We start from the raw sequence: 24,340 nt of genomic DNA, 5'->3' as shown, positions 1-24,340 counted from the left end.
AATCCAGACTTTCTTCCACAACAGTAAACCCTCCAAACAGGCAATTTGTGTCGAATGCAAATTGCCGATTTGGGCTGCAACAAAACATTTTCTATCAATGAAAACAAGCCGATAGTAATCAATAAAATTAAACAGGAGTGAGATATGTATACACAAGTAGATAAATCAAAAGAGCACAAAAGTCGTGCGGTAGCTAATTCTGTTGCACAAAATAAAAGCAGTGATAAACAAGGTTTTGGGTTTGTAGATAATCGGTTAAGCGCAATTTCACAAAGAAAAGTTGGCAAAATTTTCAACAGCTATATACATGACAATCAAACTTTACAATTGCATTCGTTGGGGAGTGTAATTCAAAAGGTGGATATGCACTATTGGGTCGTTAAGCCAGGGGAAAAAGAGTACATCGGCTCATTTAAAAGTCATGCGGAAGCTAATAATTGGTGGAAAGCAAATAAGAGTGATTATGTTGGCTTTACTTTTGGACGGGGAAGTTCAGATACGAAGTATAAGTAAAATGGTGAAAAGATGATTTTGTGTCATGAGATGTGAAAAACCTTTGGGGTCAGGTCTTGCTTTTTGCCTTTTTAGCTTCTTTCCCAACGAAGAAAACACCAATTAATCCATCCGCAGAACTCATCAGGAAAATAGTTAGACGACATCAGGGAATTAATGCCTAACACTATAGGTTTATTGCTTTTTCACACGAACCTCAGGATCAGGCCTTAGCAAAAGGCAAGACCTGACCCCAGCGATGTTTTATCAATCTCATCGTTCATTGTTTGATGTGTTTAAAACACGGACAATACAGTCATAGTTTCGAGTTCGAGTGACATTTCAAAGCTCACAGAAACTTGAATTGCATTGTTGCGCAGCATGTTTCAATAGCGCGGAACGCATTGGTTTTGAGCGCTATTGAAATATCTCATGCAAATTAAGCTGGGTGCACTGAACCAATATAGTCTGGGACACCGTCAGTACAGTTTCTGCCGTCATCACCATTGAACTCTTCAAGAATATATACTCTTACTCTTTTTCTTGAATTCAGGGCTTCCGCTAATTTTTCCAATATACTACCTAAATTCTGGTCTTGATATGACAGCTCCATTGGATCATAGATAGCGCCCGAGTATGGACTGTGTGCTCTAACTACAATACCTGATGGTGTATTTGTTATGCTGTCAATTCGAGAAATACAATATCTGCCAGCATCCGCATGGAATGACAGTAAAGATGCAGAGGTGAGGGCAAGTAGGCCTATAGATTTAGTGAAATTTTTCATGATATTCCTTTAATTTAGATTTGTATTGTCAGATTTTTTACGTTGAATGCGGTGACATTCAATATAAAACTAACGTAGGTAAGTTTAAGGAATGTTTCTTTTGTGTGTGCCTGGGGTTAATCTGGTGTTTTGTTTTTCATAGCAAAACACCAAATTTATGTCGTTTGGTGTGCTAGGCAAACCGGTTTGATATTTTTTTGCCAATCCCCGCGCTCACACCTGAGCTTTGAAGCGTAACAAAACATGCAAAGCTTCAAGTTAGAGTGGCATTATGAATATCTCTCAGTGAATAATGTTAAGCTGTTAATTAATAAACACAGCGATAACTGAATCACTTTAGCTTTTATGTCACTTGATCAAGTAGGAGTGATTATTGAAAGTATTCTAGAATTCAACTGGTCCAAAATGACTAAATGGTACTCACATCCCGCCTCTTAGCTAATAATCAGAACAATAACAAAAGTTTAAAACCTGACATTCAGGTATATACATAGCAAAAAGCTATGGTCACCTCAACTCTCTATCCCTAAGTCTTCTCAATGACAGACAAAGCCTGTTCCCGCTAAACATAAGGTTTGAAATATGTATCTACAAGCAAAAAAGACTCCAGTAGTGAGTGATGGAGTCCCTAATGATGGTATTACGCAAAGAAAGCTATTAAACGTTTCAGATAGTCACTTTGTAAAACAAAACACGCCCATTCAGAAATCAGAAAACCACACTGACCTATCAGGCAGCCAAGGGGCAAGCACTGCAGCTCAGGCTATCTACTCATCTAGTAATGTAAAGGCCCATTACAGCTCCGATAAACCGCATCAATTCAACGCCAGCGAGCTGGAGAAGAGTTTACAACGTGAAGCTTGGCAGGTAGCTCAACAAAGTCACGTTAACGCAACTGTGCAACGAAGAAACAAGCTAAGCATAAATGACAAACAAGGTTTCGAAAATGAAACGGATGTAAAGGGATATAAAGCACAGAGCATTGCAGCGATAAATCAGCTTTCATCTAAAGATCAAGGGAATGTTAATTCTACACAGCAGGTGGCTCAACTGGTTCGAATTGAACCTAAAGGAATTAACGGCCTAACCCATCTTGTAAAAATGACCGCTGATGGCCACATCTACACCGGTGAAAACTGGCTCGATAATGAGCGCGATGAAGTCAAAACCGGCGATAAGCTGTTAGTTGATATGGACGAAGCTTGGTATTCACATCGAGGGATAAATCAAGAGACGAATTGGAAACAAGATGGCAGTGGTGAACAGGAACATTTATGGGTTCGGGTCGTTGAGCTCAACCATGCACCCGTTGAAGGCGATTTATTTGTTCGAGAAGAAATGCTTAGTGAGGGATGGCCGGGTTGGAAAACTGCACCTAAAACAATGCATAGTATCTGGGTGCAAGGGGACGTCAGTGACAGTGATGAGGCAATGGAAGGACTACAAAGTCGCAGAGGTGCAGACACTGAAGACTGGGTCGATATGATTTGGTATTACAATACTGGTGTTGAAGCTAATGAGTATACTCCCCAGCCAGTTAATGTTGATTCGGCAAAATTGGCACCATTGGTTAAGCGTAGTTTTAAACATGAAATGGCGTTGTGGAAGAAAAATGGCAATATGCCTAAATGGGTAGAAAACTGGTTACCTATATTGGATGTACTGTACGAGAAAAAATCGTTTATCACCATGAGCGATCTGATGCGGATGATCATTTTGTATTACGAAGGAGGGGTATATCTCGACGTAAAAATTAAAGTAAATCCAGATAAAGCCTTGTTTAAAGAGCGACCTATGATCAAAGTGAATGAGGCGGATTTTTACGCTGCTGAAAACTGGGCAATCATAGCGGATGCAGGCACACAAATGCTGGAGGATATGATGGTAGCAACATATCAACATTTCCCAAATGTTGATCAGCTTGCTGATTATCCTACAAACTACCAAGAGCCGTCCAAAGATGATGGCAGAAAACGCGAAGGTAAAATGCATGTTGAGTTACATGAGCGATATGGTGTGTGGAGCGAGATTGATAGAGCAGGCAGGCCACAATTTCAGACGGATTTGGGACTGACTAATCCTAGACCTCTTAATTCTTGGTCAGATGCTTATGAAGACCGTCCGCAAGAGGTGGTAATGCGAGAAGAGATTGGGTTTTTAAACAGTGATCTTGATAAGTTACGTAGAGAGCTTGCTGTCCACACTAGAGAAAAAGCAGATCTAGAAGAAAAGCTTAGGTTTTCCGCAAATGAGTCGTTCTGGCCAGCTTTGGGCCTGACACAAGAAATAGTTGATCAGTTGCCTGAAAAAATTAGGACTGAGACGGCAGAAATTGAATCGCTTGCACTAAAAATCCAAAACAAAGAAATGATGCTTGAATTTAAGGAAATGGAACTTCAGTTTCTTCAAACTGAATCAAATGATGGCGTAGATGATGGAGCCGCTCAAGGAGGAAATGATAGTGATGATGAGTTAACGGCGCGATTAAAGGCGTTACAAATGTAGGTGTAGTACCTTTTCGTTATTTCTGGTTCAATGACTAGCTAAGCGTAGAATTTACAAGGTGATAAAGTGACCAACGTGTTAATAATGATTAAGACGAACACGGCTTTATTACCTAATTACCTACCGCCGTACTGACTTTACCTGTTGGTTATACGAACGAGCGTATCGCTAGCTGTAAAGTCAACCATATCAGCTCAGCCGTTATCGTTGGCATTTGCAAGCTTTCTTGGATGTTTTTCTACGAGCCAACCAGCGTTATTTTTAGGGAAATGGTTTAACGCAACTTTGGCATTTGCAAAAGTACCATCACCGTTAGGAAATCTTGACTCCAAGAGACCTTTAAAGCGAGCTTTTAATACTTAAGTCAAGTATTAAATATCCGTGGGACAGCTAGGGCATGGACGATGAGCAGGTCCAGCCATATTAATGCGACCTAAAAAGGTACTATTTTTGTTGGCGGTTCCTTTATTGGAAACTTAAATATAAATGAAGTAAATTTATTTTTTTAAATGTTTATTTTTGAGTTAAGTATCTGAATGAAGGAAAATTAATTAGGTAAAGCTAACTCCCACAATTGTAGTTGCTGTGCTGGGGCGGTTTGTTGATAAGGATATTTGGAGATGAACAAGAAAGGCTGGTTTGTTGGCACCAGCCTTTCTTGTGATGTGCCTTTAACTAATAGTGTTACTCGTTGGTCACTTTGTTAATAATGATTAAGACGAACACAGCTTTATTACCAACAGCTGCGCTGACTTTACCAGTTGGTTATACGAACGAGTACACCGTTAGCTGCAAAGCCAATCACATCAGCTCTGCCGTCACCGTTGACATCTGCCATATGACGGGGATGCTGATCGACGCTCCAACCTCTGTCTAGAACGAAGTCATTAAGCCGTGCGACTGATCCACCAAATGTACCGTCACCATTGGCTAAAACAGTGTAAATTTGAGAATTACCAAAGCCGACAATGTCATTTAGGCCATCACCGTTTACATCTGCAAGAACGCGAGGATGTTTGCTAACCTGCCAGCCACCACTGTAGATGGTAAAGTTACGAACGGTACTTCTTGCGGTGGCAAAGGTACCATCGCCTTTAGCCAGAGCTGTATAGACGTAGTTGTTACCGAAACCAACAATGTCTGCCATGCCATCACCGTTGATATCGGCTAGCTCACGAGGATGAGATGCAACTTGCCAGTGGCCTTCTTCAATTGCAAAGCCTTTGTATGCAAACCTTGCTGTTGCAAAAGTACCATCACCTTTCGAAAGAGCGGTATAAACACCTGCAGTACCAAAGCCTACAATATCAGCTAGCCCGTCACCGTTGACATCTGCAAGCTTTCTTGGATGTTTTTCTACAAGCCAGCCACCGTTATTTTTAGTGAAATGGTTTAACGCAACTTTGGCATTTGCAAAAGTGCCATCACCGTTAGAAAGCGCCGTAAATACAGAATCATTGCCAAAACCGACAATGTCAGCTAATCCATCACCATTCACATCAGCAACAGCGCGTATGTGTTTTGCTACGTCCCAGTTACCGCCATTTATAGTAAACTGATTTGATGCTGAACGTGCATTTGCAAATGTACCATCGCCGTTTGCTAATGCGGTAATCACATTATTGGTACCAAAACCAATAATATCCGCTCGGCCATCTCCATTGATGTCAGCCATCACTCTAGGATGCTTCGATACCTGCCAGCCACCAGAGTTGGTTCCGAAATGATTAATTGCACGGATATTGTTTTCTACTGGTATAATGTTGGAGGCATTGTTGATAGCTGTCATTGTGAAACCAGAATTTCTTCTATCATTGACACCACAGCCCCCGTTGGTGTGTACACCCACAATTTCACCAGCTCGGTTTAGTACACCCGAACCTGACGAACCACCTTGCGTATCTAGGTCGCCGTAAAAAACCCTATTGCCGCTGGTGACTACGTCAGTACCTGCATCAAGTTGTTTCGCTTGTCCTTCTGGGTGTTGGATAATCATCACCTCCCCAGGCACATTGTTTTGTACGTTCTTCCAACCATACCTATCGCCAGGAGTGCCTTGTAGGCGCAAGATTGCATAATCAAGGTTGTTACCCGAACCATCTTCGACAATTTGCTCAATTCTGAAAAACTCTTGGGTTCTTAAAGAATTAGATGTACCGATTAGCTGATAGTTAAATGCTACAAAGTCTGATGTTGAGTTGCTGTCTACACAGTGACTTGCAGTCAAAAAGAGGTTTGGAGAAATCAATGTCCCGCTACAGTAACTGCCGCTAGTGTTAGTGGCATTTGCTTTGATCGCGCCAACCGATCTTTGGGTGTTAGCAACATAGTTTCTGTCAAATCCCCAATTGGCATAACGGTTATCGTAGTTTTCTACGTGTTGTAGATCATTCGCACCGCAAATACTTTCATCGGGTTCACGGTCTACTTGATAGGCTGGGCCTAAATTCAACTTTCTTAAAAAGTTCTCATTGTCGTCGGCATAGGCAAGCTGATTTCCAGCTCCGAGCAGGAGCAATGTAAAAATAGCATTATGTTTAGTATTCGAAATTCTATTCCTTGTTTTGATTTCCAATGTTTTTAAACATGCTGCACCTTGAGCAGCAGCCCAAATTTACCTGAATAGGGTTTGTTTGTAAATTTATTGTATAAAGTTGTTTCTTTTGTGTGTTGTGTTTTTATCTTCAACTTTTGGAGAATAACGGACTTAATTTTGTATCAAGGTAAGCCTCAATAAATCGTAAAGGTCCTTTACAAGTTATATCCGACGTTCAGAATGTTTATAGAATATGATGCGCTGGAGCGGTTTGTTGAGAAGATCTCTGGGATTCAATCTGGCAGGACCTCAGGTTTCGTTAAATTGTCACTGTTCCCTGTTCATTTTTTCACTTATTATCCAAAAAAAATGGGCCACTTAAACTGACCCACTTTATTTAAATCTAATTAAGATTAAGCGCTTCTTGGATCTAACGCTTTTTCAATTACGTAAATTAGCTGGGCTTTATGCGCTTCGCTCACTGTATTGCCCTTCTTCTTTGCAATCATGCGTTTAATTTGTACAAGTTGATGTCTTGCCAATGCATAAGCAGTTTGCTGCGAAGTTGACTTACCTTGGTTTGCTATACGAATCAAGCGTTCAACATATTCACGCTGAAGGTTTTGGCGGAACGAGTTAACGTTGCTACTTGAATCTTTCTTAAAGATTGCATTTGTTAAATCTGCAAATACTTGCTCTAACGTATAGTCGTTACCGTAAAGCTCTGTATCAACAATACGCTCAAGTACAACTGGATGAAGTAGCTGGTTTAATACTGACTTTTGCGTTGCTAATACTAGTTCGTGGATCTGTAGATCTTCATTTTTCATACCGTTGAAGAAACCACGTCGCTGATTTTGTAAATGCTGAGCAAGCTTTTCATCTACTTTAAATGCACTTGGTGAAAATAGCAGGTCACTTAGCGCTTCCATTGCTCGTTTTTGGTCTGCTTTGGGGACTGGCGTAAATGGCGTGCTCGCACCCTCTTGCCCCGCTAATCCACGGTCAATATACACACCACCAATGTAACGTGAAATAACCCCCGCGTTAATTTGAACATTACGTACTAGCTGTACAAAGTCGTTACGTAAGCCTTGGTAAGACTCACCTTCAACGACTGAGTTTTCAAGTAACTTATCAAACAAACTATTTGACAGCTCAATACTCTTAACCGCATAGCCAATCGCATCGCTAGACATATCATAAATGTTGATGCGAGGATCAATACCTTTACCTGGTGCACGCATATCATCGGCGTCATTACCAAAGGCCAAGTCTTTCTCAGTTGAACGAGAAAGAATTTTTTCTAAGCGTGCTTCTTCTGCAGCTGCATCATCTAAACCTTGTGAGTAACCATAAGTGATAATCCAGTCATCGTAAGGGCCCGGTTGTGTAGTAAAGAATGAGCCTTGCTCGTTACCATCAAAAGCGAAGTTAATTGCTGGGTAATCCATGACAGAGCCAGCAAGTGGTAGGTTGTCACTTGGTTTAATAGACTGAACCTTATCCAGCGAGTGCATTTGCGTTGCTTTCATGTTGTGGTTAAGACCCAGTGTGTGGCCTACTTCGTGTAGTGTTAAATAATATAAGTATTCTTTAACAAAACGCTCTTTCTCGGCACTTTTCACGCCACTTGCATTTAATGCGGCTTGACCAATTTGTGCAACTTCATGTATTGGCGCGTGGTTGTCAGTTGCTAGTAGATGATTATGTGTTTCACTATATGCATGATTACCATGTGCAAAGATGTCAAACGTAGCGTCACGACGCTTTAAGCCACCTAGGTCTAACATAATGTCAGCACCTATGATCTGACCGGTACGCGGATCGGCAAAGCTCGGGCCATAACCAGACCAAAATGCTCGTGGAGAAGCTGTCCAACGTAATACGTTGTAACGTAAGTCACCCGCATCCCATGTTGCATCGTCTGGCTGAATTTTTACTTGTACCGCATTTTTAAAACCTGCTTTTTCGAACGAGCTGTTCCAAGCAAGTGCGGCGTTTTTAATGATCTCGCGGTATTCAACAGGTGTGGTGTTTTCAATCCACCAAACAATTGGTTCTACTGGCTCAGAAATAGTCGCGTTTGGATCTTTCTTCTCTAAGTGCCAACGGTTGATCACATCGCGGTAAGGCGCTGCTGAATCTATGTTGGTCATATCGTATTTGTACTGTGTGAAGTAACCTAGGCGTGAGTCATCACGACGAGGTACAAAAGCGTTCTGTGGACGCTCGATAAAGCTGTGACGCACTTTAAAGGTAATACTTCGATCGTCAGTTATTGCAAAAAAACCAGGGTCAATATCGCTAGAATAGTGGCGTACCGGCGCTGGGCTGTCGTAAACATACTCAACAGAAAAGTCGGTGTTGGCGTCGTAGTTATGAATACCAACAAATTTAGTTTTATCTTTACTTAGCTTACCTAAAGTAGGACCTTTAGACTTGCTCTCAGGGTTTGCAGATGGTTTAAGTTGCTGTAATGCTTCAGTTAAAAGTAGCTCATTACCTTCAATAAGAAGATCACCAGTTTCTTCATCTTGCGCTTTAATTTTTAAAGACGCAACGATAGGACGGTTAATATTTGCTTGCTCAGCCTTGCTTAACGCGTTTTTTTCATCAAAGTAAAAATGAGGATTTTCGCCTCGTACTTCAATACGGTCATAGACATGCTCAAACGTGTATAACCGTGTACCCATGTAAGAACCACGTTCAAAACCACCGTACGCATTGACGCCATCAAGCGCCTGCGATGCATGAATAAACTCTTTACCTAACTGCTTTTTGTTTAGTTTGAGAAGTACTGCACCAGTTTTCTCGTCTTGGTAAACAGTAATTAACCCTTTGTATTCTTTATGGTCTTTTACTATTTCAGCAATGGTTTTATCAGCTTCCTTGTCAGCCGCTTTATTCGCATTCTCAGCTTTTGACGCTTCAGCGGCAACAGCAGTAGTCATAGCTGGGCCTGCTAATGTTGCAGCTACAAAAACAGTAAGAATGTTACGCTTAAATTGTTTGTTATTTTTCATGTTTGTCCCTTTTTTTGCGTTATAAGCGTAAATAGTGACATAAAATACAACGGCAATCACGCAAAAAAGCTAAGTGTGGCAATACCTAAGAGGCTGTTTTTGTAACAAATTATAAAGTTCACTTACACAATTTGAGAGTAGCCAGTGAATGACTCCTATGATTAGGGGTCTACTTTTTACGCTGAACACCGTGACCTTTACTGTGACAAAATGATGCTAAGCTGATAAAGCAAACTACATATAAAAACACTAAGGAATGACATGGTTACGTTACCTCTCGATTGTAGCGCTCATTACTATCCACAATTTATGACTCACTCCCAAAGCCATGCGTTGTTTACTTGGTTGAGCGAAAACTGTGATTTAACCACTCCCGATACCGCAACCATGCCAACTGGTGAAGTATTAGATATTTGGCCATGGAAAATGATGTTTGTTGACCCAAAACTGGTAGATCCTAGCGTATTTCCGGCTGAACATGGGCGAAGGCAAGCGTGGTGCCCGTTAATTGAACAGTTACAGCAACAGATTAAAGAGATAACAGGGATTGAGTTTAGTGTGGGTGTTTGCCTTTTTTATCCCAACGGTGAAGAGAGTATGGGATTTCATACTGACCTATCTGCGTTTGGTCCAACTAATGTCATTGCATCAATCAGCCTTGGTGCGGAGCGAAACTTTTTAATTCGCAGTCAAAGTAACCCTGAACTGCTACACGATATTACCCTTGAAGATGGCTCTTTGTTTATCATGGGTGAAGGATTTCAAAATAACTATGAACACGCGATTGCGAAGGGAAATGAGCAAACCGGACCGAGGTTTAATATTACATTTCGACAATTTGGTTGGGATACAAGCTTTGCTACGAGAGCTGCCTGTTGAATCAATAATGGGCTGCTCATCAGCCCATGAAAGCTATTTATCTGCTTAACTTAAAAAGTTTCAACCGTGATTTCGCGGTTCTGTTGGTTTTCGCTAATGTACCAAACTTCAACCGCACGGGTCGTGCCACCTGTACTTTTACAAATCACTTCATTAACTAAGACACCGCTACGAGCACTATACTTGGCTTCGCCCTGCGCGCTGACCACGTCGCTGTAAAAGCCTGTGTTGTGGCGTTCATTGAGCAGTTTTGGTGATTGACCAACAAGAGACGTTGACTGACAAAAACCTCCCGGTTCTCCATTATCAACATTTAATTGACCTTGATAAGTGACATCTTGGAAATAGCCAGGGCCAAAACCATCAGAGTCAACCCAATTGCTCACATTGATTGTGCTTGTAAACGCCAACTGAGGTGCAGCTGCAAGGTTGTGCCTTAATGCTTGGCGGTTGCCCTGCTCATCAGTACAGGTTGCCTCAACATACTTAGCTCTGTTTTCATACCCTTTAGGTAGCTGACCCCATAACGTTTTACCACTTACATTAAGGGTAGTGATGAGCTCTTGGCTTAACACATCATACACACCAGCGGCTTGGCAAGGAGCTGGGTTGGTAAAGTGTGGCGTATAAATACTTAAATCATACGCTGAACTTGATTGTGTAACTAACGCGTCAACTGCCGCATTATCATAATTAGTTACTCGTCCGGCATTACCGTCAGTGTCGTAAATAGTTTGAGTTGCTGTTGCGGCGAAACTGGCGAATCCTACTGCAAGCGTAAAAGCGAGCTTTTTCATAATCTTTTCCTTGTTTATACAATGTTTTATTTCGACTCTCCCTGTTTACATTAATCACTAAATTTTAAACTTTAAAGTGAATTTTTTCGATATTGGGTCCAATGTTTGCGTTTTGTTTCACAATTTCCCGCGCTTTACGTCTGAAAGTTACATATCGATTTATGACTTAAGGATTATTATGCCGCTTGTATGTGTTGATGGTGCTGCCGTCAAAATCACCGTAAATGGGGCTCAGCAGCTGGTTAAAGCGACAGATAAAATTCCCACCGCCACAAAAAACAAGTTTTCCCAAGGTAAAAAAGCGGTGCTGACTGAAGATGACGTAAAACAGTGGTTGCAAAAGTTTCAATCAAATTACGATAACGCGGCATTTAAAGGTGGGATCGCGATGGGTAAAGCCATTTCTGGAAAACCTAACCTAACCGTTAAAGGAAAGTCAAAAACCGCGCTGGTGACCAAAGACACTAAAATTATGGCGCTGCTGCAAGTCTCAAAGCCTGCGCAGAATCCTCAAGGAGTGCCCGATCCAGCTCCGGTAATTAACGTCACTATTGAGTTTACCGACCCAGGACAAAGTAAATTGACGGTTGCTTGAGCTCTATATAAGGAGAAAGAAAATGGGACTGTTATCAGTATTATTTTCGGGTAAAACCGCAGAACCAATCAATGCTGTGGGTTCAATACTTGATGAGTTGTTTACCAGCGATGAAGAAGTGTTAAACCTCGAAATCTTAAAGCAAAGGGTTGCGCAGCAGCCCAACCTGATCCAAAGCAAAATCAATCAAGTTCAAGCATCCCACCGTAGTTTGTGGGTTGCGGGTGCTAGACCTTTTCTAATGTGGGTTTGTGGTTTGGGGTTTTTATTCGCTTTTGTTGTAAACCCTATTTTGCAATGGTTGTGGCCCGAATTTGGTACGCCACAATTGCCACTTGATGCGATGATGGAGCTAACGCTCGCGATGCTTGGACTCGCCGGCTTGAGAACCGTAGAAAAGCTCCAAGGAGTGGCGCGTTAATCCAATAACTCACATTGGCTTTACTCAATTGTGCATTTCTTTTTCACACATTTCTAATTCGTTCGTCCTCTAGACACAAATTGAAAAATTCAACATCAGCTGTGACTGATGAGGCGGAGCCGTGGGGTAACCCACACAGTCTTTTGAGTGCTAAGCAAGGCCCGCCAAACGTTTATCCATTTTTCTTGGTGGGTAGGCCTTAACAAATGACTCGCTTAGCACTCATCCCCAAATTCTTGCCATTTCGGCGTTTAAGAATGCGTTCTATTAACTAAAGGAAATATTATGTCTCAATACAAAACCCCTGACGTCTATGTAAGAGAAAAATCAATTCTACCGCCGTCAGTTGCCGAAGTTGCTACGGCTATTCCTGCTTTTATCGGTCATACCACTAAGCTCAATGAAGCTAAGGATGCGGCCAATTTCTTGAATATGCCAGTGCGCATTACCAGCATGGTTGAGTTCGAGGCTAACTTTGGTGGTCCTTACCTTGAGAGCTTTACATTAACACCAAGCTCCAAGGGGTATGACATCACTAATGTTGCTGCGACTGCCACATCACCTGCGCGTCTAGACAATGCAATGTTTTTCTTGCATCAAGCGGTTAGCCACTTTTTCGCTAACGGCGGTGGTGCATGCTATGTGGTCTCTATTGGTATTGCAGGTTCTATGGCATCTAAGGAAGCCTATAACGCTGGTATTGAACTACTGAATAAAGTTGATGAAGTAACATTGATTTCATCGCCTGAAGCCATCAGCTTAGATGAGGTCGGGCACTATGAAGTGCAAAATACCGCACTTAAGCATGCTGAAAAACGCATGGATCGTTTTGCATTGGTTGATGCGCAAATGCAAGCAACGCCTGATGGTAAAACGGCGATTGCCTATGACTCTGAACGTCTACGTGCGAAAGTCACGCAAGGCTTAAAATATGGTGCAGCTTATTATCCTTACCTGAGAACGACACTTGCTAGAAGCTACGATCCTTCGATGGTGACGGTAGATGTTGATTACTCCGCAAATGTGATTGTGAGTTCCGACGAGTATAGCCTGCATACTGTGACTGGTGGGTTTGCTGATGCTACAACAATAAGCGACCTTGCTTGGCAAACACTCAGCAACAAGTATTCATATCAACAGGACGGTAAAGATGTTTATGTCACTAAATCTGACGTATATATCAAGGATACCGACGGTAATTATTACGAGTTAACGAGCTTAAATAAAGTGTCGCTCAATACTGACTCTAAAATGCTTGTGCCAGATACATCCGTTAGTTTCGATGAAAGTAAATTGGTTCGAGAAGATGTGATGGTGTCAGATCTGATGTTAAGTGTTATCGGCAACCCTGACTATCCTCTTTCATCAGCTGAAATTTACAACGCAGCAAAGACTGCATTGGCGAAAAATTACCTTGTGCTTCCCCCATCACCTGCAGTTGCTGGAGTGATGGCGAAAACCGATAAGGATAGAGGGGTATGGAAAGCGCCAGCTAACGTGGCTTTATCACAAGTTCTTGCGCCGGTTTTAGCAATTGATTCTACTGAACAAGAAAACCTGAATGTCGACGCTACGTCAGGTAAATCCATCAATGCTATTCGTACCTTTGTTGGTAAAGGCAATCTGGTATGGGGGGCGCGTACACTGGCAGGTAACGACAACGAGTGGCGTTATGTATCGGTACGTCGTCTATTCAACATGGTTGAAGAGTCGGTGCAAAAAGCCACACAATTTGCAGTATTTGAGCCAAACACACCATTCACTTGGTTAAAGCTTAAAACCATGATTGAAAGCTATTTAGAAAATCTATGGCGTCAAGGCGCGTTCTTTGGTGAGTCACCAGCACAAGCGTTTTTTGTCAATGTCGGTCTGGGTCAAACGATGACTGAAGACGACATCAATAACGGCATTATGAACATTGAAATTGGTCTTGCGGCAGTACGTCCTGCTGAGTTTATTGTGCTGACATTCTCGCATAAGAGCCTAGAAGGTTAATGAACCCAACCAAGATTGGTTGCGGCGCTTATGTTAGCGTTTCTGAGGTGCTTTAAACCAATCTTTTCCTCTTTTATTTTTACCCTAGTCGTTGTGGCTTGGGTCACAGAACTTATTATTTTTTGGAGTTTTTATGGCTACTACAGCAGCAGATATCGCAGCAGAATATCCGATCCCGGTTTACCGATTCGTCGTCAGCTTTGGGGAAGAGAGCATTCCTTTTTCAGAAGTCTCAGGCTTAGACATTGGCGTTGAAACCATCACTTACAAAGATGGCTACGGCAAAAAGCATATGCCTGGGCAACCGACGGACGTAAACATCACTTTGAAACGTGGCTTGGTACGTCAGAAGAGCCAATTCTATGATTGGATTTCATCTATCAGCCTGAACTTGGTTGATAAGAAAGACATCACCATTTCACTAACCAACGAAGATCGCTCACAGCCATTGGTAACGTGGAAAGTCATTAATGCTTTCCCGAAAAAGCTGACAGCTCCAAGCATCAATGGTGGTTCAAACGAAGCCAGTGTTGAGTCACTAGAGATGATGGCGGACGACATTAAGATCGAATTCCACTAATTTTTATTCTCCTTGTCTGGGGCACGAGAGTGCCCTATTTGGACACTATTATGATTCAAGAACTTACAACACCTATGGTGGGGTATCGCTTCGCAGCGTTGATCACATCGGCAGCGATCCCTAATCCCATAGACATATTCTTTAAGGAGATCAGTGGACTTAAAGTCAATCGCAGCATTGAGTATGACGGTAATCGAGCCACTGTGGGTAGTAATAAACAAACTCGTACTTTGACCTTTAAACGGGGTGTATTGCGCACTGGCAGCACGCTTGAGATCACCAACTTTATTAGTTTACCGCAGTGGAATCAATTTGCGGTACGTAACGATATTCTGATCACCTTACTAAATGATAATAACTTGCCCACCAAAGCGTGGTTAGTGACGCGGGCATTTATGGAAAGTTGGGAGTGGGATAGTCTGGACGCTACCCGTAACGATGTACTTATCGAGTCAATTTCTTTTAGTTATCAGAACCTTGTCACAGTGCCAATCCCGTTTACTTAATTTTAAACGTTACAAGGAGTAATGATGGAGATCCAATGTGATGCGATTCGCGTCAAAGCCAGCCTGTCACAAGATGAATCACCAAGTGATGAGCTACAAACATCTGCAACGAGTGCAGCGCCAAGTATTGCCATGGCGAGCAATCAATTAGAGCAACTTGAATTGTCACTCAAGCGCTACGTTGACAAACAAATTCAGCAATTTAGTAAACAAAAAAGGCCATAAAGATGATCGGTATTGGCGAAAATGCGGCTGGGTCTCCGTTATGTAAAGTGACCTTTTATAGCAAAGTTGAGCGCGGCTCAGGTAATCAATTGGCTGAGCTAACATTGCCCTATGATGCAAAATCGATGCAAACGAGTTATGCCAACGACATAGAAAAATCGCAAACTATTGGCGCAGAGAGTGGCGCGAGTCAATACCAAAAATCTTCGCCGTCAAAGCTTTCTGTGACGTTTTTACTTGATGACACCATTATTGATTTACCAACCGAGTTAGTGGCAAAACTTTCAGGTGATATTGAAACGGAAAAAAACATTCAAACGTTGTTGAAATACGGCACGGCTGTACAAGGCAAAACCCACGAGCCGACCTATGTTACTTTTCAGCCGCTAAACATGACGTTGAACCATGGGCCAAGTGGTGCGTTTAACGGCATGTTGTGTACCACCAAAGTTGAAACCGAGTTGGTAGATAGCAGTGGACGACGGTTAAAAGCCAAAGTGCATTGCTGCGTGGTGGAGTGTTTGTCCGAAAAAGAAATCAAACTGAAATCAGGCAAAAGCTCTCCCGATCTCACCCATGTGATCCAGCATCAAGCTGGCGATTCTGTGTTACTGCGAAGTGCCAGCATTTATGGTAATCAACAGTTCGTGCATCAGGTTGCTAAGGTTAATCGCTTGGCGTCAATTCGAAGTGCACAGGTAGGCGCACAAATCCTTTATCCCCCACTGGAGCGTTAGCATGGACTTGCGATATACCATTACTGTTGAGGGTAATAAGGTTAGTGACAAAGTCGCAGTGCGTGAAGTGAATGTGCACAATGGCGTGAATCAAATTTCCAAGCTGTGCTTGTTGCTTGAAGATGGTGATATGGCCAAAGAAACCTTCACCAAAGCAGACGAAGACTTATTCAAAATGGGTAAAGCCATTGAGGTCAAAGCGGGGTTTGGTGATGGTGAACAGAGTTTAATTTTTAGCGGCATTATTACCGCACAAAGTATTGGTTTTGAACGCCAACCTTACTTGCGGGTAGAGGCCAGAGCGGATGCGATAAAGCTGTGCCAGAATGCGATGAGCAAGTTGTATGACGATAAAACTAAAGATAGCGATATTTTAAGTGACTTACTCAAGACCTATGGCGCTTCAGCCGGAACTGTAGCAGCGAGTAAAATCGAACATCAGCAATTTTTAGTGGTAGATGAAAAGCCTTGGTCGGTATTCATGCGCCGTGTGCTTTGTAATGGTTTCGCTTTTTATAATGATGGCAAAAATCAGGTCATTGACTTGGCAAAACATACGCCCACCGCCCATGAATTTAATGTGGCGATGGATGGCTGTGTTGACTTTGAGTTACATTGCGATGTGACTTCCCACCTAAAAAAATTGCAGTACAGCAGCTGGGATATCAAAGAACAAAAGCTTAACGACAATGCTGACCCTATTGCCCCGGCCGCGAAATTTAAAGCTCACGCGGATGCCGATAAAGCACTGGCTATCCCTGACACCTTACGTTTGGCACAAGCGCCGATAGATAAATTAGAGCTTGCAGCCAAAGCGAGCGCCGAAAAGTACTATCGACAGTTGGATATGTATCAAGGCTATGTGCGTGTGGATATGTCTGCGACAAAGGCGCCTAGGAAGGTTAAATTGCTCGATGCGCTAACCCTTTCTGGCGTTGGAAAACAGTATGCGGGTGACTACGTTGTCGCAGAGATACACCATCATTTGTCAATGCAGGGGTGGTTCTGCGAGTGTACTTTGGGAGTGCCGCTGACACTAAGTATTTGGTCAGATTATAGTAAACAGCCATTAACACCTATGCTAATCGGCAAAGTTGCACCATTTAAAGCGGATCCGCAAGAGTTGATGCGTATCCCTGTGCTGTTGCCTAGTGCCAGTGCAGACAAACCCGTTTGGGCACGGTTGGCCAGCCCCTTTGCTGGTATTGAAGAAGGACTGTTTTTACCCCCAGATCCTGACACCGAAGTGTTGGTCGGATTTATTGGAGGAGATAGTCGGCATCCAGTGATTTTAGGCGCATGTCATAACCCGAAAGCCAAGCCACCATTTGAGTACGATGATAAAAATGAGCAGCGGGGAGTGTTCTTCAAAGAGCAAGCATTAGCGCTGCAGTTTACGCTTAAAGAGCCACAACTGACCGTGCAAGCCAGTGCCGATCATACGGTTACTTTTGACGCTAAAGCAGGATTTAAGCTCACTCAAAAAGACATGACTTCCATAGTCGCAGGTGAATCATTGACCGTTGAAAGTAAAGATAAATCCACCTTAGAAGTGGCGAAAGCCATCAGTGTTAAAACTTCAGACAGCATCACTCTTGAAGGCAAGGGAGTCGATGTAAAATAAGATAACAAGGAGCAACCATGTTAGTAGATCAGGCCTTTTTAGGAACGGGCTGGGGCTTCCCCGTACAATTTCAAAGCACGAGCCGTGGACCTGTGATGGATAGCGGTGAAACGTTGTTACGCCAAGCAATTCATTTGACACTAAACACGCTAGTTGGTGAGCGGCCGTTTTGGCCTGATATGGGATCAGGTCTGTCCGCTTATTCATTTTCCGATGCCAACGAGCAAAGCTTGGCGCAGCTTCGTCAGGAAATTGCAACGGTGTTACTCAACCATGAACCACGTATCGTTTTAGAGTCGATCGATTTTGACAGCAGTGAACTGTATGACGGAGTGTTGTTGATCCAACTTAATTATTTGGTACGACAAACTAACAGCCGCAGCAACATGGTGTTCCCATTCTATTTGACTGAGCAGTCAGTTTAACGCCTTTTGCCACTTTATGAGCAAGCCACTCTGTTTTGCTCAATTTAATCCTTTTTACTTATCAAGGTATTATCATGACTGTGAAGTCTAACAACACAACCACCTTGGCGGCGTTACATGTCGTCAATCCAAGTGAAGTAGGGCGTAGTCAACTTGGACGGCAGATAAAAGCACTGTCGCGCTCATATTTTAATATTGAACCGCGTACGGTGGAGGCTTGGCTCAACTATTTATCCGTGCTTGCCAAGCAGGTTAACTACATTGACGAGCGAACCTTGTCAGCAAATGGCAGTTGGGAAGCGCTATTGCCTGATCCTGAAAAGCTAGCTGGCCTTGCCAAGCTACTAGAGTCTGGAACGGCTGATGAGGATATCAACGCCTTGGCGAGTCGCCCAGACATTGCTTTGTTACTGACTTTCATTGATTTGTTGGGACATAGTAGTGAGCAATTCAACCAGTTTGTGGCACGGCATATAGAGCACTTCTACGCTGAAGTACTGCGTTTTGAACCTTTACCAGCCTCTGCTGACAGTGCTCATATTGTGATGTCGTTAAATAATATCGATTCGCTGACATTACCTGCCGGCACTGAGTTTGATGGTGGTAAAGATGCTGATGGCATTCCCCGAATTTATGCTACGAACGAAGTGGTTACGATTAATAGAGCGCAAGTAGATTATGTATCTACGGTCAACAAAATAAAATCTAACCAAACGCTCGCGTTCAATCATCACGTGTTGTTGGATGAAGCGCAAGGCGTGACACTTGAACAAAGTGAGCCGACTTTTGGTCAAGGAGTTACAGATTCTGCAGCATCGGATGTGAAACTCGGTTTTAAAATTGCGTCTCAAGACCTATTTCTTAACGCTGGTGAGCGCACAGTTTATTTGGGCTTTGGAGAGCAAGCGGAGTTACTTAATTGGCTTAGTTGGTTTGACTTTTACGTGTCTACCAGCGAGGGCTTGCTAGCAATCAATACTGAGCAGTTGAGTATCGATGGCCCACAGCTAGTTATTGAATTTGATAGTTTATTTGCGCCAATCACTAACCTTGAAGGCGCTCCAATTGGTGCGGATAAAGCGCTGCCGTTTATCGCGTTAATGTTAAAAGACGAGCATGTGCAAAAACTCTATGGTGATGACGCTAGTGTGTATGCTCGCTTTAATCAGTTTACGGTGACACAAATCAGTATCACCACCGAAGTGTCAGGTTTAGTGGGGGTAGTTGCTAATAATGGTGAGGTTGATTTAGATACCAGCAAACCGTTTGAACCATTTGGTTTATCACCACGACTGGCGTCAAAAATTCACTTTACTCACCCTGAGCTACTGACCAAAAATATCGTTTCAGCGAGTGTGGAATTTGCGTGGCTAGACAGGCCGAATAGCTTTCACGAGTATTATCGTCCCTACAGTTACTATTATGCTCAGCAAAGTGCAGGTGTGGGGCCATATTTCAACAGTCTTGCAGATTGTGGAACTGAAGCGAACACGGCAGAACCACTTTCAAGTCATCGTGCCCAATATACAGAGGTGATGATTGAAGGTTCGTCAGTGGATGTGCTAAATACCGAGAGTAACAGTAAGCCATGTCAGTTCGAGACACTTTCCTTCACTGAGTTATTTTCGGCTGAATGTGAATGTTTAGTCTGGCCTGATACAACGGTCACGATTTCTCGTTCGGATGCAAGTCATAGCGAGCAAATCAGTGCGGCGTTATTTTACAACGAGGGCGAAAACACCTTACCTGTACCGCAAAATAACGTAGCAACTAACGTGTTTCGTTTTGTGACCACTGACGATAACGCAGGTTTGAGTTATCAATCATTACCACTTGATGACGTGACGGCAACAAACTGGCCCAAATGGTACACCCTTGAACTAGCAACTCAGGATTTTGGGCATAAAGATTACCCCAAAGTGATAGAGTTTTTTGCCTACATTAATGCGACTTCTGACAGCCCAATACTGGTAAATCCGCCTTATACACCTACCTTAGACAGTCTGCGGCTGAGTTATCAAACTCACAGTGTGACCTCTCCATCGCAGCTTGTTGGCAATCCCATTTTTGTGGAACAAATAGCCCCCGTCGGTCGCCCGACGACACAAATGACATCACAAACTTTGTTGTCATTACTACCGAAATTGGAAGAGTTTGGTTATTTATACATTGCGCTAAGTCAAGTTACGACGCCGGGACAAGTGCGGATGTATTATCAAGTAGATCCCGTTGACGGCTATAACATGGGAGATAACCCAAGTTTTGTGTGGCAGTACTACGATGCAGGGCAGTGGCATCGATTTAAACGTGAGGACTCCCAAGGTCAAGCAGCCGAAGGACGTATTCTAAGAGATAGCACTTACGACTTGTTAGACTCAGGTCTTGTTGTGTTCTACTTGCCAGAGTTATCGCAAAGTCATGCATTTAATCACGATGGCAAACTGTGGATACGAGCCAAGGTGAATCATGCAAAAGATGAAGCGCCATTAGACGTTAACGCTACCTACCCAGTGTACTCCAAGCTCAAAGGGGTTTTTACTCAAGGCTTGAAAGTAACACTGTCTAGTCAAGGCAATGCTGCGAGTCATTTTCAGCAACCTTTACCTAGTGAAAGTATTGGTAAGTTGGTACTACCTAACCCCAATGTTGACAAGATTATTCAGCCCTTTGCTTCTTTTGGTGCAGAGATAGCTGAGACCAGTGTGCAGTTCGATCGCCGTGTTAGTGAGCGCTTACAACATCGACAGAGATTATTAACTGCTTGGGACTATGAACACTTTACCCTACAGTCATTTCCACAGCTGCATTCTGTCCGTCCAGTGCTGCAAGACGGAGGGCTGAGTTTGGTGGTAGTACCGCTAAATCATGATGTTGCAGTGTTGCAGCCAAAAGTGCCTCGTTATCTTAAGCGGCAAATACGTGAGCGAGTTAATGCGGTAGCTGTTCCTAACTTAACGGTGGAAGTGGATGATCCAAATTATGTTGAAGTACAGCTGGAACTGATCGTTAAAATCGACCCGTTATACGATATTCAAAGTACGGTTATAGAACTAAATGATATCGTGGTTGACGCACTAACACCTTGGAACAAATTGGATAAACCGCTGCAACGCACCATTTATTTGGCATCTATTGCGCAAGTGCTGGAAACTCATCCCGCGGTAGATATGATCCAAGTGATCCGAGCCACTAAAGGTGATCATACTTTAAAACACTACAGTGTGATCAGTGCGGATAATCCCCATGATATTTTGGTTCCTGCTCGTAATCATAAAATAGCACTTGCTAACACCCTCGGTGATGTCTTTGAAGGTATCGGCAAGTGGGAAATTGAGCTGGACTTTGTGGTTCAGTAAGCTTCTCAACGTCTCTGTAAACACTCTTTAAGCCCGTATTTCAACAATCTTGAAAATTTATTTTCACAGATTTCGCACGCGTGCGTCTTGTTGCTATTCATACCACTAATTCAGGAAAGTTATGGACAATCAAGCTCTGCAGATAGCCAATACTGCGCCGATTAATTCTGGGCAAGATTTGGCAAAGCTTCGTCAGCAAGGCATTGCTAGGATTCAGCAGTTTGCCCCCAATACCTGGACCGATCATAACCGCTTTGACCCAGGAGTGACGGTTTTAGAAGTGTTGGTGTATGTGTTATCCGACTTAAGCTATAAGCTCGACTATTCAGTACCAGAGTTGCTCGCGCAGCCAGAGTCTGAACATCCAGTGTCATTTTATGAACCCGAACAAGTACTATTCAGTCACTGTGTGACAGAAGCCGATTATCGACGGCTGATCCTAGACTTGCTGGAAGTTAAAAATGTCCATGTTCGCAGTCATCAGAGTGAAGATGCCAATATCACGATTGTTGATTTTAATGTGCTGCTTTATACACCAAACGCAGTCAACAAAGCTGAAGTCAGCAAGCAAATCAACCGTGCATTTGCACAGGCTCGATGTGTAAATCATATCCTTGGTGACATTGTTTTTTACGACGTTAGCAAAGTGAATGTGGGCATGACGTTGTCTCTTACCCATGTTGAAAACTTGGTTGCACTACTGGTTGAAATCTACACCTTAATCGGTCGAGAAATGTCTCCAGATATTCCCAAGTACTCGGCAGAGCAATTACGCCAACGAGGATTAAGGATTGACGATATTTATCAGGGGCCGAAGCTACAACATGGTTTTATTCTGGATGAGGACTTAAACAAGTCTGCTTACAGTGTGCGCCTATTTAGCTCGAATATTCTGAGTACCTTGCACGGCCATGAAAATATTGAACAAGTGCAAGCCTTCCGATTTTTAACTGAGGAGGTCGGAAGCGGCAATTACAATGCGCAAGATGGTTATGAGTTTTGGCAAATTCAATTTGGCAGTGATGATAGTGCACAAGTCGTCAATATCGCGCAGCTAGGTTTTGAAGAACAGAGTTTTTTTAGTGAACTAAATATATTGATCGATGGCCAGCCATATCAGTTAACGGATGATGACAAGTTAGCTATTAGAGCTGGATTACAACAACTTAATCAGCCCCCTCAAGTTGCGGCATCCGTGATGCTAGCAAAATCTCAGCGCGGGGAATATTTGGGGTTAAGCCAATATCGTTCATTACAACATGAGCTGCCACAAGTCTATGCTGTGACTGAGCAAACTCTTGATGGTGTCATTGATTCCGCCGAAAAAGCGCGCTTATTACAATTTAAAGGATACTTACATTTATTTGATCAACTTTTGGCTGATCAACATAAGCTGCTTGACGTATTTCCCGCGCTGCTTTCACTACCGCAACCTCAGGTTTATGAAAGTATAGGCTTACTGCTAGACCGGATGTTAGCCAGCGAGTCGTTGAATCCAGAGCAAGTCGACATATTCTGGCAGCAAGTATGTGCTTTACCACACTCACAGTTAAGTCAGGCGTTGAGTGAAATAACCGGTATTGAGCACCTGTTAAATACTGACGTGTTGGATTACTGGCAGCGGGGTATGCAGTTAAGCCTTGAAAACGACTTTTCCATTGCTCAACTTACTCGACTTAATCAAAGTGTTAACCATCTTCTGGCTCGTTTTGCGGAGCGCACTGTAGATAGCAATCTACTGAAGTACAAAGCGGTTTTTTCGTTTTATGTGTCTGGGTTAGAAGATGAACGCGATCCTAATCCTGATGAGTCTCTGCTTGAGCGATTAGTGTTATTGCGCCAATACATCGACAAATGTCGCTTACTTACTGAAATTGGTGAATTAGGTCAAAATCGTTGTCGCGGTTATGACTATCTATCAGATAACGTGCAGCGAAGTCAGTGTAGTAGTTTGGCGAAGGGAATAATGCGCCGCTTGGGGATGTCTCATCCTGCGCATATGCCACTTGCAACCCATAACCGAGAAAGTTTTTACTTGCTGGAAGGAAGTTTATTACAAAGCGAACTGTTGACCACGCAGCAACGCTTACAGTTAAGCGAAAGCTTGTTCTTTGTCTTGCCCGACTGGACAACTCGCTTTGCATCATCGGAGTTTCGAGTTTTTACAGAGCGGCAAATTCGCGAATTAACACCTTTACACATGCCCGTTTATTGCTTTTGGCTAGACAGAGAAACCATGAGCTTATTTGAACGCCTCTACTACGGCTGGTTGAACTATTTTTCTCAGCTGCAGCGGGTTCGATTTAGTGAGCCAAGTGAATCACTCGCTCATGTCGAAGCACAGCTCAGTAAAATACTTGGAGAGTTTTTCACTTATTTTGTGCCGATAGAACCAGATACGGGACCTGAGTGGCCTTTGTCAACGGTATTATTGTCTCACCAAGCCGGTAAAGATGGCGTTTGGGATAATGTCAAACTCACCCTGGTCGAGAAGCTACAGATGTATTGTGCGGATCATTCTGCGCATGAATTTGTGCTTGAGGGCCAAACTCATAGTGAGATATATCAAAGCGTTGCCAGTACTATCGCTACGTACGCTGAGCACTTTCCGACTGGGTTTGGAGCAGATGATATTTTTTATCTCACAGCTCAGCACTATCTCGACAAAATTTGCCGGCCTAGCATCATAGAGCAGGTACAAAGTACCAATAAGCTCACCATAGGTTACACGCCTCTGGCTTATTTGAAGCCGCTATTTCCGGTGTCTATCTCAACCATTAATTCCAGCGCTTTAGAGCAGTCCAAGTTTACTGTTGCTAACAGCAAGCCTAACCGCATTTAATCAAGGAACAAA

Annotated in this window: 18 protein-coding genes; 14 read left to right on the top strand and 4 right to left on the bottom strand. The window is 43.0% G+C overall.

Going from position 1 to position 24,340, the window contains the following annotated elements; translation table 11 throughout:
* Window positions 1-144: 144 nt before the first annotated feature.
* Window positions 145-513, top strand: a complete 369-nt coding sequence (locus tag ACSLBF_RS19500; protein ID WP_440056296.1) for a hypothetical protein — start codon at window positions 145-147, stop codon at window positions 511-513.
* 418 nt (window positions 514-931) lie between these two features.
* Here the strand turns inward: ACSLBF_RS19500 and ACSLBF_RS19495 are convergent, their stop codons facing one another.
* Window positions 932-1,279, bottom strand: coding sequence for a hypothetical protein (locus ACSLBF_RS19495; RefSeq protein ID WP_440056295.1), 348 nt, complete (start codon window positions 1,277-1,279; stop codon window positions 932-934).
* Between the two features lie 582 nt (window positions 1,280-1,861).
* Between ACSLBF_RS19495 and ACSLBF_RS19490 the strand changes: the two genes are divergently transcribed.
* Window positions 1,862-3,784, top strand: coding sequence for a glycosyltransferase (locus ACSLBF_RS19490; protein WP_440056294.1), 1,923 nt, complete (start codon window positions 1,862-1,864; stop codon window positions 3,782-3,784).
* A gap of 754 nt (window positions 3,785-4,538) precedes the next feature.
* Here the strand turns inward: ACSLBF_RS19490 and ACSLBF_RS19485 are convergent.
* A complete protein-coding gene (locus ACSLBF_RS19485; protein WP_440056293.1) occupies window positions 4,539-6,302 on the bottom strand; it encodes an FG-GAP-like repeat-containing protein in 1,764 nt (587 codons plus the stop codon).
* A gap of 431 nt (window positions 6,303-6,733) precedes the next feature.
* The gene (locus tag ACSLBF_RS19480; protein ID WP_440056292.1) at window positions 6,734-9,346 is read right to left on the bottom strand and encodes a zinc-dependent metalloprotease; all 2,613 of its coding nucleotides are present in this window, start codon (window positions 9,344-9,346) and stop codon (window positions 6,734-6,736) included.
* Window positions 9,347-9,607: 261 nt separating this feature from the next.
* On the opposite strand from ACSLBF_RS19480, the gene ACSLBF_RS19475 reads away from it, so the two are divergent.
* A complete protein-coding gene (locus tag ACSLBF_RS19475; protein ID WP_440056291.1) occupies window positions 9,608-10,225 on the top strand; it encodes an alpha-ketoglutarate-dependent dioxygenase AlkB in 618 nt (205 codons plus the stop codon).
* A 50-nt stretch (window positions 10,226-10,275) separates the two neighbouring features.
* Here ACSLBF_RS19475 and ACSLBF_RS19470 read toward each other — a convergent pair whose 3' ends face one another.
* A complete protein-coding gene (locus tag ACSLBF_RS19470; RefSeq protein WP_440056290.1) occupies window positions 10,276-11,022 on the bottom strand; it encodes a hypothetical protein in 747 nt (248 codons plus the stop codon).
* 178 nt (window positions 11,023-11,200) lie between these two features.
* Here ACSLBF_RS19470 and ACSLBF_RS19465 point away from each other — a divergent pair, with 178 nt between their 5' ends.
* From ACSLBF_RS19465 to ACSLBF_RS19415, 11 genes are all read left to right on the top strand, one after another.
* Window positions 11,201-11,617, top strand: coding sequence for a hypothetical protein (locus ACSLBF_RS19465; RefSeq protein ID WP_440056289.1), 417 nt, complete (start codon window positions 11,201-11,203; stop codon window positions 11,615-11,617).
* A gap of 22 nt (window positions 11,618-11,639) precedes the next feature.
* Window positions 11,640-12,038, top strand: coding sequence for a 3TM-type holin (locus ACSLBF_RS19460; RefSeq protein WP_440056288.1), 399 nt, complete (start codon window positions 11,640-11,642; stop codon window positions 12,036-12,038).
* Between the two features lie 285 nt (window positions 12,039-12,323).
* Complete coding sequence (locus ACSLBF_RS19455) at window positions 12,324-14,033, top strand: phage tail sheath family protein (protein WP_440056287.1); 1,710 nt, start codon at window positions 12,324-12,326, stop codon at window positions 14,031-14,033.
* A 133-nt stretch (window positions 14,034-14,166) separates the two neighbouring features.
* The gene (locus ACSLBF_RS19450) at window positions 14,167-14,613 is read left to right on the top strand and encodes a phage tail protein (RefSeq protein WP_138597422.1); all 447 of its coding nucleotides are present in this window, start codon (window positions 14,167-14,169) and stop codon (window positions 14,611-14,613) included.
* Window positions 14,614-14,663: 50 nt separating this feature from the next.
* The gene (locus ACSLBF_RS19445; RefSeq protein WP_440056286.1) at window positions 14,664-15,119 is read left to right on the top strand and encodes a phage tail protein; all 456 of its coding nucleotides are present in this window, start codon (window positions 14,664-14,666) and stop codon (window positions 15,117-15,119) included.
* A gap of 21 nt (window positions 15,120-15,140) precedes the next feature.
* A complete protein-coding gene (locus ACSLBF_RS19440; RefSeq protein ID WP_440056285.1) occupies window positions 15,141-15,344 on the top strand; it encodes a hypothetical protein in 204 nt (67 codons plus the stop codon).
* A 2-nt stretch (window positions 15,345-15,346) separates the two neighbouring features.
* Complete coding sequence (locus ACSLBF_RS19435) at window positions 15,347-16,081, top strand: CIS tube protein (protein ID WP_440056284.1); 735 nt, start codon at window positions 15,347-15,349, stop codon at window positions 16,079-16,081.
* A gap of 1 nt (window position 16,082) precedes the next feature.
* Window positions 16,083-17,705 carry a phage baseplate assembly protein V gene (locus tag ACSLBF_RS19430; protein WP_440056283.1) on the top strand — a complete coding sequence of 541 codons (1,623 nt, stop codon included), beginning with the start codon at window positions 16,083-16,085 and terminating at the stop codon, window positions 17,703-17,705.
* Window positions 17,706-17,722: 17 nt separating this feature from the next.
* Window positions 17,723-18,130, top strand: coding sequence for a GPW/gp25 family protein (locus ACSLBF_RS19425; protein ID WP_440056282.1), 408 nt, complete (start codon window positions 17,723-17,725; stop codon window positions 18,128-18,130).
* A 74-nt stretch (window positions 18,131-18,204) separates the two neighbouring features.
* Window positions 18,205-21,486 carry a hypothetical protein gene (locus ACSLBF_RS19420; protein ID WP_440056281.1) on the top strand — a complete coding sequence of 1,094 codons (3,282 nt, stop codon included), beginning with the start codon at window positions 18,205-18,207 and terminating at the stop codon, window positions 21,484-21,486.
* Between the two features lie 121 nt (window positions 21,487-21,607).
* The gene (locus tag ACSLBF_RS19415; protein ID WP_440056280.1) at window positions 21,608-24,328 is read left to right on the top strand and encodes a hypothetical protein; all 2,721 of its coding nucleotides are present in this window, start codon (window positions 21,608-21,610) and stop codon (window positions 24,326-24,328) included.
* The last annotated feature ends 12 nt before the right edge of the window (window positions 24,329-24,340 follow it).

This window comes from Pseudoalteromonas sp. T1lg65, from assembly GCF_051930985.1.
GTDB lineage: Bacteria > Pseudomonadota > Gammaproteobacteria > Enterobacterales > Alteromonadaceae > Pseudoalteromonas.
The sequence above is the reverse complement of the archived record's forward strand: the minus strand, read 5'-3'. Positions and strand labels throughout refer to the sequence as shown.

What these genes read in the sequence shown, in the direction of transcription:
- ACSLBF_RS19500 (WP_440056296.1), top strand. Translation starts at nt 145, where the DNA reads ATGTATACACAAGTAGATAAATCAAAAGAGCACAAAAGTCGTGCGGTA.
- ACSLBF_RS19495 (WP_440056295.1), bottom strand. Translation starts at nt 1,279, where the DNA reads ATGAAAAATTTCACTAAATCTATAGGCCTACTTGCCCTCACCTCTGCA.
- ACSLBF_RS19490 (WP_440056294.1), top strand. Translation starts at nt 1,862, where the DNA reads ATGTATCTACAAGCAAAAAAGACTCCAGTAGTGAGTGATGGAGTCCCT.
- ACSLBF_RS19480 (WP_440056292.1), bottom strand. Translation starts at nt 9,346, where the DNA reads ATGAAAAATAACAAACAATTTAAGCGTAACATTCTTACTGTTTTTGTA.
- ACSLBF_RS19475 (WP_440056291.1), top strand. Translation starts at nt 9,608, where the DNA reads ATGGTTACGTTACCTCTCGATTGTAGCGCTCATTACTATCCACAATTT.
- ACSLBF_RS19470 (WP_440056290.1), bottom strand. Translation starts at nt 11,022, where the DNA reads ATGAAAAAGCTCGCTTTTACGCTTGCAGTAGGATTCGCCAGTTTCGCC.
- ACSLBF_RS19465 (WP_440056289.1), top strand. Translation starts at nt 11,201, where the DNA reads ATGCCGCTTGTATGTGTTGATGGTGCTGCCGTCAAAATCACCGTAAAT.
- ACSLBF_RS19460 (WP_440056288.1), top strand. Translation starts at nt 11,640, where the DNA reads ATGGGACTGTTATCAGTATTATTTTCGGGTAAAACCGCAGAACCAATC.
- ACSLBF_RS19455 (WP_440056287.1), top strand. Translation starts at nt 12,324, where the DNA reads ATGTCTCAATACAAAACCCCTGACGTCTATGTAAGAGAAAAATCAATT.
- ACSLBF_RS19450 (WP_138597422.1), top strand. Translation starts at nt 14,167, where the DNA reads ATGGCTACTACAGCAGCAGATATCGCAGCAGAATATCCGATCCCGGTT.
- ACSLBF_RS19445 (WP_440056286.1), top strand. Translation starts at nt 14,664, where the DNA reads ATGATTCAAGAACTTACAACACCTATGGTGGGGTATCGCTTCGCAGCG.
- ACSLBF_RS19440 (WP_440056285.1), top strand. Translation starts at nt 15,141, where the DNA reads ATGATGGAGATCCAATGTGATGCGATTCGCGTCAAAGCCAGCCTGTCA.
- ACSLBF_RS19435 (WP_440056284.1), top strand. Translation starts at nt 15,347, where the DNA reads ATGATCGGTATTGGCGAAAATGCGGCTGGGTCTCCGTTATGTAAAGTG.
- ACSLBF_RS19430 (WP_440056283.1), top strand. Translation starts at nt 16,083, where the DNA reads ATGGACTTGCGATATACCATTACTGTTGAGGGTAATAAGGTTAGTGAC.
- ACSLBF_RS19425 (WP_440056282.1), top strand. Translation starts at nt 17,723, where the DNA reads ATGTTAGTAGATCAGGCCTTTTTAGGAACGGGCTGGGGCTTCCCCGTA.
- ACSLBF_RS19420 (WP_440056281.1), top strand. Translation starts at nt 18,205, where the DNA reads ATGACTGTGAAGTCTAACAACACAACCACCTTGGCGGCGTTACATGTC.
- ACSLBF_RS19415 (WP_440056280.1), top strand. Translation starts at nt 21,608, where the DNA reads ATGGACAATCAAGCTCTGCAGATAGCCAATACTGCGCCGATTAATTCT.